Here is a 15,073-nt window from a genome sequence, read left to right as displayed (position 1 = left end):
CAGCACGATGGAGTGAATAGGAACTCGCAACACCCATTGCGATGGAACGCAAGCTCACGCACGCATGCGCGAAAATTTCTTCATCATCTTCGTTGACGGGATATTTACCACTTTCATCGCGCGCCCGTTTACCAACACTTCGGATGCATTCGGCGAAATTCGTGCGATGTCTTGCGTGTAGCGCACGCGCCACGCCGATTAACTCCCCGGCAACCTAAATTCGATACCAACAAAAAAGGTCGAATTGCACGGATGTACTGACGTTCGACCCGTGTAAGCGTTGCGTGAGCGTACAATGTTTGTGTTGCGTAACCAGCCGAAGGGCGCGCGGTTCGCGCTCTTCGGCTTCGGTCTCTGCATCTTCGCATTGATGCCGACCGAGATCGGATATCAGGATATCGCCTCGCTGCTGGCGCGCCAGCCGGGCGTCGCCGAGCGCTGGCAGAAGCGCGTGTTCTCTTCCACCGGCACTATACAGGTCGCGACGTTCTCCTTCGGCCGTCCGATTGGAACCTCCTCGCCGCAAACCGCGACCTACCGCCTTGCCAGCCTCGACAATCAGGGCATCGACATCACGGGTTCAGTGACCCGCAATCCGATAGTCGCGCCGCCGCCGCGCTATCACGCCGCCGACTTTCCCAAGGTAGATCGCACGCTGAAGGGCGACCGCCTCGTCATCTCGCCGCCGCCGCCGGCAGCGGAGACAACAAGCCCGGCCGAGCGCGCACCGGCCATCGAGGATCCCGCAAACTCGAATGCATTGGTCAAGGGCGCCAGGACTGCCGAAACGGCGCCTCCGGTCGAGCGCGCGCCGCTCGATCCTGAGCTGCAGGCCGCGCTGAACGCGCCGCCGCTGGATATGTCGCTGTCGCTCGAGAGCAAACCGCAGGACGATCTCAAGATCGCGCCGAAAGCGGCCACGCCACCGCGCGATGGTTTTTCCTTCAAGACCTCGAGCCTGTTCTTCGGTTCGTCGCTCGGATCGCCCGAGAGCATCGAACGCTGGCAGCCCGGCGAAGAGCCGGTCATCGTCATGCCGGTTACGCCTCCCGATCCGGACATGAAGGTGATGGCCTCGCTGCCGGTCGATGCCGATGGTCCGGTGCGGGCCGGCGAGATGGGCGAGAGCGTCGCGCCGAAGGGCGAGGTCAACGCCGACAACCAGCGCGTCAAGACGCCGGCCGAACGGCTCGGCCTGTTCGACGAGAAGTCGCGCGCCAAGTCGGAGAAATGTCTGGCCGAAGCGATCTATTTCGAAGCCCGCGGCGAAGCCGTGCGCGGCCAGATGGCAGTGGCGCAGGTAGTCTTGAACCGCGCCTTCTCCGGCAAATATCCGGACACCGTGTGCGGCGTCGTCTATCAGAACAAACACCGCCATCTGGCGTGCCAGTTCACCTTCGCTTGCGACAACAACAAGGACGTCATCCGCGAGCCCGACATGTGGGAGCGGGCGAAGAAGATCGCGAAGGCGATGCTCGACGGCCAGCTCTGGCTGCCGGAGGTCGACAAGTCGACGCACTATCACGCCTATTGGGTGCGCCCGTCCTGGGTCAATGAAATGAGGAAGATGTACAAGACCGGCGTACATACCTTCTACCGGCCGCGCGCCTGGGGCAATGGCAGTGATGCGCCGAGCTGGGGCACCGCCGCCGAGACCGCCGCCATCTCCGCCAAGCTCGCCGAAGCCGCGCAAAGCTCGGCCGAGCAGGCCAGCGTGAAGCGGTAGGCAACTGTCGTCCTTGTAGCCCGGATGTAGCGTAGCGAAATCCGGGAACGGTCGCTCTACACGTGAGATCGCCCCCGGATTGCGCTTCGCTCCATCCGGGCTACCGCTACATCCCCAATTGCTCTCATTGCTCTCGCCAATTTTGCAGAGCTGCCCTGCAGCGGAAAATTTTTCTCTTCCGCCCCTTGGGCTTTTCATGCATCTGCATTAACTCACCGTAACATTTTGCCCGCCAATGCCGGGCGTGGGTTCGCCCAGGGGGAAACCAAATGGCTGCAACGACCGGCGACACCAGTCCTTCTTCCGGCCTCGGCACCTGGCGCACGCCGCTCGTCATCATCATTTGCGGCTGCGCGATCGCGCTGTTGAGCTTCGGGCCGCGCTCCAGCCTCGGTTTCTTCGTGCAGCCGATGAGCCGCGAGTTCGCCTGGGGCCGCGACGTCTTCGGTCTCGCGCTGGCGCTGCAGAACCTGTTGTGGGGACTGGGGCAGCCGATCGCGGGCGCCATCGCCGATCGCTTCGGCATCCTGCGGGTGATGATCGTCGGCGCGTTGCTCTACGCCGGCGGCCTGCTCCTGATGCGCTATTCCACGGCGCCGCTGTCGCTCGATATCGGCGCCGGCGTCCTGATCGGCTTCGGGCTGTCGGGCTGTTCGTTCAATCTGGTGCTGTCGGCGTTCAGCAAGCTTTTGCCGCCGGAGCGGCGCGGCATTGCGCTCGGCGCCGGCACCGCGGCGGGCTCGTTCGGCCAGTTCCTGTTCGCGCCGTTTGGCGTCGCCATGATCGACAATTTCGGCTGGCAGGCGGCGCTGACGGTATTTGCGCTTCTGATGCTGTTGATCGTGCCGCTGTCGCTGGCGATTGCGACCCCGCCGTCGACTTCGTCGTCGTCGAACGTTTCTGCCGCCGATCAGCAATCGTTCAAGACCGCGCTGGCGGAGGCATTCGGCCATCGCTCCTACGTGCTTCTCGTGCTCGGCTTCTTCACCTGCGGCTTCCAACTCGCCTTCATCACGGTGCATCTGCCGGCCTACCTCGCCGATCAGGGGGTGTCGTCACAGACCGGCGGCTGGGTGGTCGCGGCGATCGGCCTGTTCAACATCATCGGCTCGCTCGGCGTTGGTTGGCTGCAGAATTTGTTTCCTAAGCGCTATATCCTGTCGCTGATCTATTTGACGCGCGCGCTTGCCATCGTCGCATTCATCTCGTTTCCGATCACGACCTTCTCGGCGATCATGTTCGGCGCAGTGTCCGGCCTGACGTGGCTTTCCACGGTGCCACCGACCTCGGCGCTGGTGGCATTGATGTTCGGCACGCGCTGGTTCGCGACGCTGTATGGCTTCGCCTTTGTCAGCCATCAGGTCGGCGGTTTCCTCGGCGTCTGGCTCGGCGGCATCGTGTTCGAGCAGTTCGGCTCCTACACGCCGATCTGGTGGCTTTCGATCCTGTTCGGTGTGCTGTCGGCACTGATCAACCTGCCGATCGTCGAGCAGCCGGTCGCGCGCCCGGTAGCACAACCCGCCTGATGCGGTAAACAGCCTCTCAAACCGCTTTTCGTCATGCCCGGGCTTGTCCCGGGCATCCACGTCTTTACTGTCTTCGGCAAGCAAGACGTGGATGGCCGGGACAAGCCCGGCCATGACGCGGGCGATCAACGCAAGTCCGGGGAGGTTGCCATGGGAACGTTCAAGGCCATCAGGATCGACAAGGCGGACAAGGGCACCACCGCCGCGCTGACGCAGTTCGACGAAGCCGAGTTGATGGAAGGCGATGTCACGGTCGCGGTCGAGTGGTCGACGCTGAACTACAAGGATGGCCTTGCCGTCACCGGCAAGGCGCCGGTGGTGCGGCGATTCCCGATGATCGCCGGCATCGATTTCGCAGGCACCGTCCAGCAATCCTCTCATCCCGCGTGGAAGGCCGGCGACAAGGTCGTCTGCAACGGCTGGGGCATGGGCGAGACCCATCTCGGCGCCTATGCCGAGAAGGCGCGCGTCAAGGGTGACTGGCTGGTGCGACTGCCTGATGGAATCTCCACGCGCGATGCGATGGCGATCGGCACCGCCGGCTACACCGCGATGCTGTCGGTGCTGGCGCTGGAGAGACACGGTCTGACGCCGAAGAGCGGCCCGGTCGTGGTGACCGGCGCTGCTGGCGGCGTCGGGTCGGTCGCGTCAGCCGTGCTTTCGAAACTCGGCTACCACGTCATCGCTTCCACGGGGCGGATGTCGGAAGCGGACTATCTCAAGGGGCTCGGCGCCGCCGAGGTCATCGATCGCGCCGAACTGGCCGGGCCCGTCAAACCGCTGGCGAAGGAGCGCTGGGCGGGCGGCGTCGACAGCGTCGGCTCGACCACGCTCGCCAACCTGCTTTCGATGACCAAATATGGCGGCGCCATCGCCGCGTGCGGCCTCGCGGCGGGCATGGATTTACCGTCGTCGGTCGCGCCGTTTATTTTACGTGGGGTGTGCCTTCTCGGCATCGATTCCGTGATGTGTCCGATCGAGCAGCGCAAGCTTGCCTGGAACCGTCTTGCCAGCGATTTGGACAAGGGTAAACTAGCTGATATTACTCACGAAATAGGTCTGGACCAGGTGATCGGCGCAGGCGCTGAAATCCTCGCAGGCAAGGTCCGCGGTCGAATCGTGGTAAAAATTCTCTAAGGGTGTTCAGACTTTACCAACCAACGTGCTCCAATGTTGCCACGGTTGGTATGGTAAGCACGGGGTAAAGGCGGGCGCCCGCGCTATTGTTAAGTTGGAGTAGCTGCATGCTTGCGCGTTTGGTTCTGGGGGCCGTTTCGGCAGTCGCGATGATCGTTCCTGCGATGGCCGGGATGATGAACGCCGACGAGGCGCGCAGGTTTGTGTCCGGCAAGGTCTTCGCCTTCACCTGCTTTGACGGCACCCGCGGCGCGGGTCGCATTCTCGACGATCTCGGCGCGGCCGGTTCCATCCAGTTCAGCGGCTCGGGGCCGATTCGCCATGTCCGCCTGCCCGGCAACACGCTGCAGATTCGCGGCCAGGCCGTCTGCGCTTCCATCAAGGGGCTGCCGTTCGAGCCGTGCTTCAATCTCGACAAGCGTGACGATCGCTCGTTCCGCGGATCGGTCTCGGGCATGGGCTTCGCCTATTGCGATTTCCGCCATCAAGGCGCCTCGCAGATGCTGATGGCGCGCTCGGTGGCGCGGCCGCGCTCGCTGCATCGCCGGGAGGAGCCGTCGCGTGCGGCGGCCGATGCACGCGCCGAAGTCACCACACGGGTCGAAACGCCTGCGGTCGAGAGTGCCAAGCTCGAGCCGGTGAAGTCCGAACCGAAGGCGGAGCCGGCCAAGGCCGAGGGCGCGCTGGAGCTGCGCCGCTCGACCGATTGACACCCAGCAACCGGGACGGCAGACCGGCCGCCCCTCGGGGGCCATTGTGCAGCCGGTGGATCATCTACCATCCCCCACCTAATTGGCTAATGCGAACCCGTAGTCATACGGGGTGGCGCATTCATGTCCTGGTAGCGAATCTCGTTCGAAGTGGTGGCCGGCAGGGGAAGGCCGGGGCGGTCCAACACATGAGAACAATCATGCCGCTGTATTTTTTTCGGATCAGCCACGGTCGCTACACCGGCGCGTCTGATCAGGGGTCCGAATTTGAAAGCCGCGAGGCTGCCTGGTCCGAGATGACCAAGGTTTGCGGCAACCTTCTCGGTAGCCTTTCACGCGGCCTCAAACAGAATGCCGAATGGCAGATGGAGCTTCTGGACGAAGCCAAGAAGCCGGTATTCAGAATCCGGCTTGTCGCCGAATCTGTCGGTTAGCACCTCATCGCGACGGCGCCTGTATCCAGGTAGTTTTACGCATCCGGGTAATTTTACTGAGCTTCCGGTTAAACATCGCTTGGAAGATGATGCGTTACGGTTGCCGAATATTCCCGGCGCATCGAAGATTAGACGGCAGTTCCTCATAATTCAGCGGCGCCTGTCTCCAACGCTTGAGAGCAGCCATGTCCGCACTTACCATTCGCGCCAAGGTCATCGCCGTGATCGCATTCATGCTGATCGCAATGTCCGGCATGGGGCTGCTGGCAATCCGCAGCATGCAGGTGATTAACGCCCACACGGTGGAGATCGCCACGAGCTGGCTGCCGAGCGTCCGCGTGCTTGGCGAGCTGCGCGCCGACATCAACCTGTTCCGGGTTGCGCTGCGCGCCCACGTGATGGCGGAAACGCTGGAGGCGAAGGCCGCCAACGACAAGCGGCTGGCCGGAATCCTCGAGCGGATTGCGAAAGATCGTAAGGCTTACGAGCCGTTGATCTCCACTCCCGAAGAACGCTCGATCTACGAGAACTGGGCGCGCGCCTGGGACAGGTACATCACCGGCGTTCAGGAAGTCATCGAGCTGTCGCGCCAGAGCATCGGGCGGATTCCACACGAGGCGAGCGAGGCCATCTCCAAGAAGGTTGCGGTGATCGCCGCCGAATCCGATGCGTTCCTGGAAAAGGCGATCAACCTCAACAATGCGGGTGCGGACACCGCGACCAGGCAGGCCGCGGAAGGTTATAACTTCGCGTTCTGGATCGTCCTGGGCATTGTCGCAGGCGTCGTCATCTGCGGTGTCGGCGTCGGCATGTATCTGGTTCGCGATCTCTCGCGCGGGATTACTTCCATCGTGAAGCCGATGCAGGCGCTCGGAAGCGGGGATCTGTCCGCCGAAGTGGCACGCCGCGGCGAGAAGACCGAAATCGGCGCCATGGCCGACGCCTTGCAGGTGTTCAAGGATGCGCTGATCGCCAAGAAGGCAGCCGATGAAGCCGCTGCCCGCGACGCCGAGGCCAAGATCGAGCGCGGCCGCCGCGTCGACGGCATCACGCGGAATTTCGAAGCCATGATCGGCGAGATCGTCGAAACCGTTTCCTCGGCCTCGACCGAGCTCGAGGCTTCCGCAGGCACGCTGACCTCGACCGCGGAGCGCGCGCAGGAGCTCGCCACCACGGTCTCGGCAGCCTCGGAAGAGGCCTCCACCAACGTTCGGTCGGTCGCATCCGCCACCGAGGAGATGGCGTCTTCCGTCAACGAGATCAGCCGACAGGTGCAGGAATCCGCGCGGATGGCGAGCGATGCAGTGGACCAGGCCGCGAGGACCAACGATCGCGTCGGCGAATTGTCGAAAGCCGCTGTCCGCATCGGCGACGTGATCGAGCTGATCAATACCATCGCCGGCCAGACCAATCTGCTCGCCCTCAACGCGACGATCGAGGCGGCGCGCGCCGGTGAAGCCGGCCGCGGCTTTGCGGTCGTTGCGTCGGAAGTTAAGGCGCTCGCCGAACAGACCGCGAAGGCGACCGGCGAGATCGGCCAGCAGGTCACCGGCATCCAGGCGGCAACACAGGATTCGGTGAACGCCATCCAGGAGATATCGGGAACGATCGCAAAGCTGTCTGAAATTTCCTCGGCGATCGCGGCTGCCGTGGAGGAGCAGGGCGCGGCCACGCAGGAAATCTCCCGCAACGTGCAGCAGGCGGCACAGGGCACGCAGATGGTCTCCGCCAACATCACCGACGTGCAGCGCGGCGCAACCGAGACCGAGACCGCCTCATCGCACGTTCTCTCGGCGGCGCAGTTGCTGTCTGGCGACAGCAACCGTCTCAAGATCGAGGTTGCCAAATTCCTCGAGTCCGTGCGCGCTGCCTAGAGCTCGGTTTCGATGATATCGAAACGAGCTCCGGATTCTTGGTTTGACGCGTTTTCCTAACGCGAACCGGTTGCCACTTCGCTTGAAAACGCTCTGGTTGATCAGCTTCCCGGGGAAGCAGCCGGCGCAGGCGGCGGCGATGCCGCTTGCCTGCGGAACAGGATCCGCTGGTACAGCCAACCGATCGCCACCAGCACCAGGCCGAGGCACATGAACGACAGCGCGCGATAGACGCCGGTCAGTGTCGACATGTCGATCAGGAAGGCTTTCAGGATCGTCAGCCCGATCACCACCGCGGACGCCAGGCGTGCACGTTGCGAGTTGAAGAGAATACCGACGCCAAGCAGTATGACGCCGAACGCGAGATACGCGATCGAATAGGTGTACTGCTCCGCGCCGGTGGTTGGGCCGACCGAGATCGCCGGGCCGTGGTACATTCTCCTGATCTCGAACGTCACATAGGCCAGCGCGAGAATGAGCGCCACTCCCGCGATCGTGTTGGCGTAGGCGACCGGACGGTGGCCCGCGACCGCATAGGACAACAGCAGCGCGAGCACGGCGGGCAGGGCGTAGCCGAGCAGCAGGAGGTTGATGACGACGCCGCCGACTTCGATCCATCGCAGCATCGGGTTATCCAGCAGCAGCAGTCCGAACACGGTCGCGAGGCCGGCAAGCGCCGTGAGCAGGATCGCGCCGGCATTGTGAATAACGCTGCCGGTGCGAATGCGCAGACGCTCCAGTCCGATCGCCATCGCCAACGTAACGCAGACCTGCAGCGCGACTTCGGTGAGTCCGGCGCTCTGCTTGTACACATCGCCATTGTTGACGGCGTCGCGGATCTCCATGAATGCCAGCAGCACCGTGAAGAGGATCGCTGCCGCCTCCACCGTTCGCAGCGGCCCGTCATCGCCGCCTCGGCGCAGGAAGATGCTGCCGGCCCAGAACGATGCCGCCGGAATGCCGTAGCCCCACAGCAGCCAGTTGAAGATCGGCGTGGTGCCGACAGCGTGGCCTACGATGCGCGGCTCGTAGCCGATCCGCAGCACCACGATGCCGGCGAGGATGGCAGCGAGCGCGCGCAGGAACGGAATCGGCCGCTGTGTCGAAATCCAGGCGGTGCCTGCCGACATCAAAGCCAATGAAATCGTCAGCCAGCCTTTCTCCAGCGCAAAGGTCAGCGCCAATGCCAGCGCTGCGAGCGTGCCGGTTGCAAACAGCGCGATCGAGGCCGGCAATCCCGGACGGTCCTCGCGCTTGGAGAGGATCTCGGTCGCGGCGGCAAAGGCCGCGGCCAGCATCACGGCGAGGATCGCGAACGGGATCGAGCGGTCGAGATGAGCGATCCGGGCGTAGAGCGCGACCAGAAGCGCCAGCGGCGTGAACACCGCCGCGGCCGACCAGATCACAGGTATGACCGGCCCCATCGAACGTCCCTGCGCGAGGAATCCCGCCACGCCGAAGCCTGTGGCGAAGATCGCGGCCGAGATCAGGTGCAGCGACACCGATCCGTCCGTGACGTTCGGCCCGATGCCTTGCAGCGGGCCGCCGGGCAGTACCAGCATGTCCGGATTGGCGCGAATGGCCCATTCGGCGAACACGACGAACACCAGCGCGGCGGCGGCGCCGACTGCACCGGCGGCGGCATCACTGCGCCAGGCAATCGCGAGGCTGCCGGCCACCAGCAGGCCGAACACGATCATCGCGGTGTCGGCATGGGAACTGTTCAGCACGATGAGGGTCGCGCCGAGCAAATACGCCGCCAACGAGCCGGACGAGATCGGCTCGACCTCGCCCTGATCGGCGGGCGGGCCGAACATGAAACCGCACACCACGAGCAGCGCGGCAAGAATGAATCCGACGAGGACATGGAACGCATGCGGCCCAACCATCGAGGGGCCGCATTGCAGGCACGGGAAGGTCCAGAGCAGTGCAAACACGATGGTGGTGACCGCGAGCCAGCGCCATAGCCTGACGCGTGCGAGGCCGAAGGCCGCAGCGGTGACGATGGCGAGATAGATGTAGAGCGCCCAGTAATCGGCGTTGCCGGACGAGACCAGGACCGGCGTCACGAAGGCGCCGACGACGCCAAGGCCGGCGAGCGCCGGGCCATGCAGGAGCGCCGCGGCCAACGTGCCGAGCGCCACCAGCCCAAGCATGATGAACGCGGTGGCGGGCACCAGAAAGCCGTACAGCGCGTAGGCTGCGTACACCGTGGCAAACGCCACGGCCGTTCCGGCGGCGGTCAGGATCGCCGGGATATTGGCAATCGGCAGCGCGGCAATGGAAGACACGCTCTCCTTGCGGCGCGTCCATTCGCCGGCCAACAGCAGGGCCAGCGCGAACAGACCGCCGAGTGCCGTGCGGATTTCGTTGCTGAGCAGGTTCGCCTCGATCGAATAGCGGACCATGAAGAAGCCACCGAGCGCCAGCGTCAGCCCGCCGACCCACACCACCCAGCGGGTGCCGATCGTTTCTTCGAAGCCGCGGTCGGGTTGCGGCAGCGGTGGCGGCGGGGGCGTCGCGCCGCCTGCGGCTTGTGCCGGAAGTTCGGGGGGAGCAACGGGCGCGATGGATTCGACCTCGGGAAGAATGGGTGGCGGTGTTGGAGCGGTGGCCCCGGTCGAAGCCGGCGGCAGGGTCTGCTCGAATGCTTGAAATGGCGTGAGCGGTGGAGGCACGGGCGCAGCGGCGGCGGCCGCCGGCGCCGTCTGGATCGCGTCCAGACGCTGGCGCAACTCCGCTACCTGGTTCATGGCCTTTCGCGCGAAAATCAAAGCGACGATCGCGATCACGAGCGCGAAGAAAACGAAGGGGTCGTCGAACATCGGGCCTCCAGGCGGGCGCGTCAGAGCGTTAACCGGCCACGTCCGCAGCCCGGTTGCAATCCTGTGTGCGTCGTTGTCCGCTAAAAGTTCAAATCAAGCCCGTGAGGCAATGTCGCACGCTTCGCAGCAAAGGATATGGCATTTTCGTGCCATATCCTGCAGGAGCGCACAGGCTCTATTCCAGATCGAGCCGGAATGGCCGGCCTTCGACCGTCATGCTGCCCGGGCCCATTTCGTCCAGCGCGCGTAGCATCCGCCCCTCGCGCCCGAGCGCCCTGTCGGCGAGGCTGACGATCAGCCGGTTAGGGGAAGCGATCGGCGAACGGGCGCGAATTTGCTGGGCGATCTCGATCTCGTCGCGGTGCGGATTGAGCGCGCAGGCGGCGGCAAAGGCGCTCGCCGTCGAGCGGCTGATGCCGGCATAGCAATGCACCACCATCGGCGCGCTGCGGTCCCAGCCTCGGACGAAGTTCAAGACCCTCTCGATATGCTGCTCCGACGGCGCGACAAAGCCATCCATCTGTTCGGTGATGTCGTCCATCGACACCCGCAGATGGTTGGCCTCGAGTATCGAAGCGGGGCGCAGCACCTGATCGACATTGGCCATCACGGTCAGAATGTGGCTGGCGCCGGTTGCCCTGACGGTCTCCGGAAGTGCGGCAAGCGAACAGACGTGAAGCATGGTGATCCTGCGAAGCGTTCCCTGGTAGGTTTCTTTTGGCGCAATTACGCAATTATAGGCCCGCGAGCGGGGCGGTGAAAGCAGGTTTGCGGGCGGCGATCAACCAAGCAGCAGCGTAAATCGCGCCAAAAACTGCTTCTCTGCCCGGGCCGCGGTCCACGGCGTCAGGTAGTCGCGCACCGTGGCCTCGGGCAGGCCGGGATCCCGTCCGAACAGGCGCTTCGCTTCACTGACCGAAAATCCTGCGAGATGGGTGGCTTCGAGATACGCTGCACCGCGATCGGCCGCCTTGATGGCTTTGGTGATTTCGTCGGCGATCGTCGGCGGCAGGCCGAAGCGAATATGGATCGCCGCCAGCAGCCGTTTCTCCACCACCTTGTAGTCGCCGCCGAGCACGGCCTTGAACGGCGAAATCATGTCGCCAATGACATACTCGGGAGCGTCGTGGAGCATCGCGGCGAGGCGGAAGCGGGCATCGACGCGCGGCATCTGCTCGCGCATCACGGCTTCGACCAATAGCGTGTGCTGCGCCACAGAGAAAATATGCGCGCCGCTGGTCTGCCCGTTCCAACGCGCCACGCGCGCCAGGCCATGGGCGATGTCGGCGATCTCGATATCGAGCGGGGAGGGATCGAGCAGATCGAGCCGCCGCCCCGACAGCATCCGCTGCCAGGCCCGGGTGGCGACTTGGGACGATTTTCGCGGCGTCATTTGGCCTTGAGGCGGGGCTTGCGGAGTTTGCCGCTGCAGGTCTCGTGGCAGAAGCAGGTGACCAGATGGTCGTTGACCATGCCGGTGGCCTGCATGAAGGCGTAGACGATGGTCGGACCGACGAATTTGAAGCCGCGCGCGCCGAGCTCCTTGGAGATCTTGATCGAGAGCGGCGTCGAGGCCGGCACGCTCGCGGTGGTCTTGAACTGGTTGACGACGGGCTTGCCGTCGACGAAGTCCCACAGGAATTTGGAGAAGCCCGCGCCTTCCTCCATGATCTTCAAATAGCCCTTGGCGCTGTTGACGGCGCCTTCGATCTTGGCGCGGTTGCGCACGATGCCGGCATCGTTCATCAGGGCGTGGATTTTCTTGTCGCTGTAGCGCGCGATCTTTTCCGGCTGGAAATCGTCGAACGCCTTGCGGAAGTTTTCGCGCTTGCGCAGGATCGTGATCCACGACAGTCCGGCCTGGAAGCCGTCGAGGATCAGCTTCTCGTACAGCGCACGGTCGTCATACTCAGGAACGCCCCATTCGGTGTCGTGGTAGGCCATGTAGAACGGATCTTCGCCGGGCCACGGGCACCGCATCTTGCCGTCAGGGTGCAGGCGCGCAGATTTGCTCATGCGACGGTCTGCTTCGGCGGGACGCGAATCTCGTTCGGATCGGTCAGCCGGATCGCAAGGCCGCCGGCAGTCAACGAAATTCCGGCATCGAGCGCATCCGCAACGCGATCGATCCGGACCAGCGCGAGGCCGTGGCCGCCGGCGGTCGATCCCATGGTGCCGACCTGCTTGTCGCCGCCGAGAACGGCGACACCGGTTTCAGGTGAAAAATCTTCAAGCGTGATCCGCACGATCCGAGTCCGCGCGGTGCCACGATGCTGCATCCGCGACACCACTTCCTGGCCGACATAGCAGCCCTTGTCGAAATCGACGCCGTGCAGACGGTCCATGTTGGTCTCATGCGGGAACGCGTCGCTGTACATGAAATCGAGCCCGCCGCGCGGCACGCCCAGCGCGATGCGATGCACCTCGTAGGCGTCGCTGCCGACGAGATCGGCGCCGATCAGGTCGGCGGCCTTCTGCTTGAGATCTTCGGGTACGAGAATGCGCCAGCCGAGAGCTTCATGCCGCGGATCGGCAAAAGCCAGATCGGGCTTCATCGCGGGTTCGCCGTCCCAGGCCGCCACCACGCCCATGCTGTCGGAGATGTTCTCCACCGCGACCTTGGCGCGCAGCTTGTAGAAGCCGAGCTTGTCAGTGAGGTTCTGCGCCAGCGCGCGAGGGACATCGATCAGGAAGTCGCCGCCATGGCCGGGCGGGGCTGCCGTGATCAGGAAGTCGAACGTGATCTTGCCCTGCGGCGTCAACAGCGCGCCGAACCGGCCGTGCCCGGGCTGAAGCAGCGAGACGTCGGTGGTGATGAGGCCGTTGAGGAAGTTGCGGGCATCCTCGCCGCTCACCTTGACCACGCCCCGGTCTGGAAGAAACGCTGCTTTCATAAGCTAAATCGGCCTCTTTTGACGTGTTTTTGAAGTTCCTGGGAAAACATAGGTGATGGATATCCCATGCGAAGTTAAGGCGCTAAGGTGCCGCCAACAAGCCCTGCACGAGAGCCTTAAAGCGGGCGTCGAGGACCGATGAATCAACGATTTGATACCATTCTAAAATCCGGCACCGTGGTCAATCAGGACGGCGAGGGCGTCCGCGACATCGGCATTTCCAATGGCCGGATCGCGGCGATCGGCGGGCTCGGACAGGCTTCCGCCGCCGAGACCATCGACTGCAAGGGGCTGCACATCCTGCCTGGCGTGATGGATACGCAGGTGCATTTCCGCGAGCCGGGGCTGACGCACAAGGAAGACCTCGAGACCGGCTCGCGCAGCGCCGTGATGGGCGGCGTCACCGCGGTGTTCGAGATGCCGAACACCAATCCGCTGACGGTCACCGAGGAGACGTTCACCGCCAAGATCAAGGCCGGCCACCATCGCATGCATTGCGATTTTGCCTTCTTTATCGGTGGCACCCGCGAGAATGTGAACCATCTGCCTGAACTGGAGCGCGCTCCGGGTTGCGCCGGCGTCAAAGTGTTCATCGGCTCCTCCACCGGCGCGCTGTTGGTCGAGGACGACGAAAGCCTGCGGCGCATATTCCAGGTGATCCGCCGCCGCGCCGCCTTTCACGCCGAGGACGAATACCGCCTCAACGATCGCAAGCCGATCCGCGTCGAGGGCGATCCGCGCTCGCATCCGATATGGCGGGACGAGACCGCGGCGCTGATGGCGACCCAGCGACTGGTCAATCTGGCGCGCGAGTCGGGAAAGCGTATCCACGTCCTGCACATCTCGACCAAGCAGGAGATCGAGTATCTGCGCGACCACAAGGACGTCGCATCCTGCGAGGCGACGCCGCATCATCTGACGATGGCCGCGCCGGAATGCTATGAGCGGCTCGGCACGCTAGCCCAGATGAACCCGCCGGTGCGCTCGGCCGATCACCGCGAAGGCATCTGGTATGGCATCGAGCAGGGCATCATCGACGTCCTGGGCTCCGACCACGCGCCGCATACGCTGGAGGAGAAGGCGAAGACCTATCCGGCTTCGCCCTCGGGCATGACCGGGGTGCAGACGCTGGTGCCGTTGATGCTCGATCACGTCAATGCCGGGCGGCTATCGCTGGCGCGTTTCGTCGATCTCACCAGCGCGGGTCCCGCGCGGCTGTTCAACATTGCCTGCAAGGGCCGCATCGCGGCCGGCTATGACGCCGATTTCACCGTCGTTGATCTGAAGCGAACCGAGACCATCACCAACAAATGGGTGGCCTCGCGCGCGGGTTGGACGCCCTATGACGGCGTCCGCGTCACCGGGTGGCCGGTCGGCACCTTCGTCCGCGGCAAGCGCGTGATGTGGCAGGGCGAGGTGACGACGCCGTCCACCGGCGAGCCGGTGCGGTTCCTGGAGACGTTGAAGGCGTAGGGCAGGATCTCACCCCGTCATTGCGAGCGCAGCGAAGCAATCCACGGCTCGGCATAACGGATGGGTGGATTGCTTCGTCGCTATCGCTCCTCGCAATGACGGTGGGAGCTTTAGCGACCCTCTCACTGCTTCGCCAACGCCAGCGAAAACTCGCCGTTGCGCACGCGGGCGGACAGACCTTCCGTGAATTTCGCCACCGCATCCTCGCCATAGGTCGAGACCAGCTCGGCCAGCGCCGCGAACAGGCTCGCCTGCGCCAGGCAATCACCATCGACGCCGTCGTGCCGCGCTTCCGCCCAGGCTTCGCTAAGGTAACCGAGCGCAGTCTGCTTCTGTTCGTGGTCGGGAAGCGGGTCGCGGGCGAGCGGGAAGGTGGCTGGGCGGCTCATGAAGCTCAACGAAATCTGCGCGCGAACCAGGGCGGAACGCATCCTAACGCGATAAGCTGTAGCACGCGGTGCCGGCGCGCCTAGG

The 15,073-nt window shown here is 64.0% G+C and carries 13 protein-coding genes; 7 read left to right on the top strand and 6 right to left on the bottom strand.

From position 1 onward, the window contains the following. Positions 1-295: 295 nt before the first annotated feature. The 6 genes from AC0QUY_RS23880 (at position 296) to AC0QUY_RS23855 (ending at position 7,407) form a co-directional block, all read left to right on the top strand. Positions 296-1,726 carry a cell wall hydrolase gene (locus AC0QUY_RS23880; RefSeq protein WP_475388671.1) on the top strand — a complete coding sequence of 477 codons (1,431 nt, stop codon included), beginning with the start codon at positions 296-298 and terminating at the stop codon, positions 1,724-1,726. 269 nt (positions 1,727-1,995) lie between these two features. Beyond that, positions 1,996-3,252 (top strand): MFS transporter, encoded by a 1,257-nt coding sequence (locus AC0QUY_RS23875; protein WP_475388670.1) that lies wholly within the window; start codon positions 1,996-1,998, stop codon positions 3,250-3,252. A 150-nt stretch (positions 3,253-3,402) separates the two neighbouring features. Next, positions 3,403-4,389, top strand: a complete 987-nt coding sequence (gene acuI / locus AC0QUY_RS23870; RefSeq protein ID WP_475388669.1) for an acrylyl-CoA reductase (NADPH) — start codon at positions 3,403-3,405, stop codon at positions 4,387-4,389. Positions 4,390-4,496: 107 nt separating this feature from the next. Beyond that, on the top strand, positions 4,497-5,099 hold the full coding sequence (locus AC0QUY_RS23865) for a hypothetical protein (RefSeq protein WP_475388667.1): 603 nt from the start codon (positions 4,497-4,499) through the stop codon (positions 5,097-5,099). A gap of 200 nt (positions 5,100-5,299) precedes the next feature. Further along, on the top strand, positions 5,300-5,533 hold the full coding sequence (locus AC0QUY_RS23860) for a DUF6894 family protein (protein ID WP_475388665.1): 234 nt from the start codon (positions 5,300-5,302) through the stop codon (positions 5,531-5,533). A 185-nt stretch (positions 5,534-5,718) separates the two neighbouring features. Next, the gene (locus AC0QUY_RS23855; protein ID WP_475388663.1) at positions 5,719-7,407 is read left to right on the top strand and encodes a methyl-accepting chemotaxis protein; all 1,689 of its coding nucleotides are present in this window, start codon (positions 5,719-5,721) and stop codon (positions 7,405-7,407) included. A gap of 101 nt (positions 7,408-7,508) precedes the next feature. Here AC0QUY_RS23855 and AC0QUY_RS23850 read toward each other — a convergent pair whose 3' ends face one another. The 5 genes from AC0QUY_RS23850 to ygfZ all read right to left on the bottom strand — a co-directional run bounded on the left by AC0QUY_RS23850 (position 7,509) and on the right by ygfZ (position 13,126). After that, entirely contained in the window at positions 7,509-10,232 is a 2,724-nt protein-coding gene (locus tag AC0QUY_RS23850) for a DUF2339 domain-containing protein (protein ID WP_475388662.1), read from the bottom strand. A 175-nt stretch (positions 10,233-10,407) separates the two neighbouring features. After that, complete coding sequence (locus AC0QUY_RS23845) at positions 10,408-10,914, bottom strand: tyrosine phosphatase family protein (protein WP_475388661.1); 507 nt, start codon at positions 10,912-10,914, stop codon at positions 10,408-10,410. A gap of 99 nt (positions 10,915-11,013) precedes the next feature. After that, on the bottom strand, positions 11,014-11,625 hold the full coding sequence (locus tag AC0QUY_RS23840) for a YfbR-like 5'-deoxynucleotidase (RefSeq protein ID WP_161852440.1): 612 nt from the start codon (positions 11,623-11,625) through the stop codon (positions 11,014-11,016). Further along, positions 11,622-12,248 carry a DNA-3-methyladenine glycosylase I gene (locus AC0QUY_RS23835; RefSeq protein WP_475388660.1) on the bottom strand — a complete coding sequence of 209 codons (627 nt, stop codon included), beginning with the start codon at positions 12,246-12,248 and terminating at the stop codon, positions 11,622-11,624. Before AC0QUY_RS23835 ends, AC0QUY_RS23840 begins: the two co-directional genes overlap by 4 nt. Then, positions 12,245-13,126, bottom strand: a complete 882-nt coding sequence (gene ygfZ, locus AC0QUY_RS23830) for a CAF17-like 4Fe-4S cluster assembly/insertion protein YgfZ (RefSeq protein WP_475388659.1) — start codon at positions 13,124-13,126, stop codon at positions 12,245-12,247. The genes AC0QUY_RS23835 and ygfZ overlap by 4 nt, the downstream gene beginning before the upstream one ends. 138 nt (positions 13,127-13,264) lie before the next feature. On the opposite strand from ygfZ, the gene AC0QUY_RS23825 reads away from it, so the two are divergent. Then, positions 13,265-14,599 (top strand): dihydroorotase, encoded by a 1,335-nt coding sequence (locus AC0QUY_RS23825; protein WP_475388656.1) that lies wholly within the window; start codon positions 13,265-13,267, stop codon positions 14,597-14,599. A 122-nt stretch (positions 14,600-14,721) separates the two neighbouring features. On the opposite strand, the gene AC0QUY_RS23820 is transcribed toward AC0QUY_RS23825, so the two are convergent. Next, positions 14,722-14,988 (bottom strand): hypothetical protein, encoded by a 267-nt coding sequence (locus AC0QUY_RS23820; RefSeq protein WP_161852444.1) that lies wholly within the window; start codon positions 14,986-14,988, stop codon positions 14,722-14,724. Positions 14,989-15,073: the final 85 nt, after the last annotated feature.

The organism is Bradyrhizobium sp. WYCCWR15520 (genome assembly GCF_056174665.1).
This window is presented reverse-complemented; position numbering and strand designations above follow the sequence as displayed.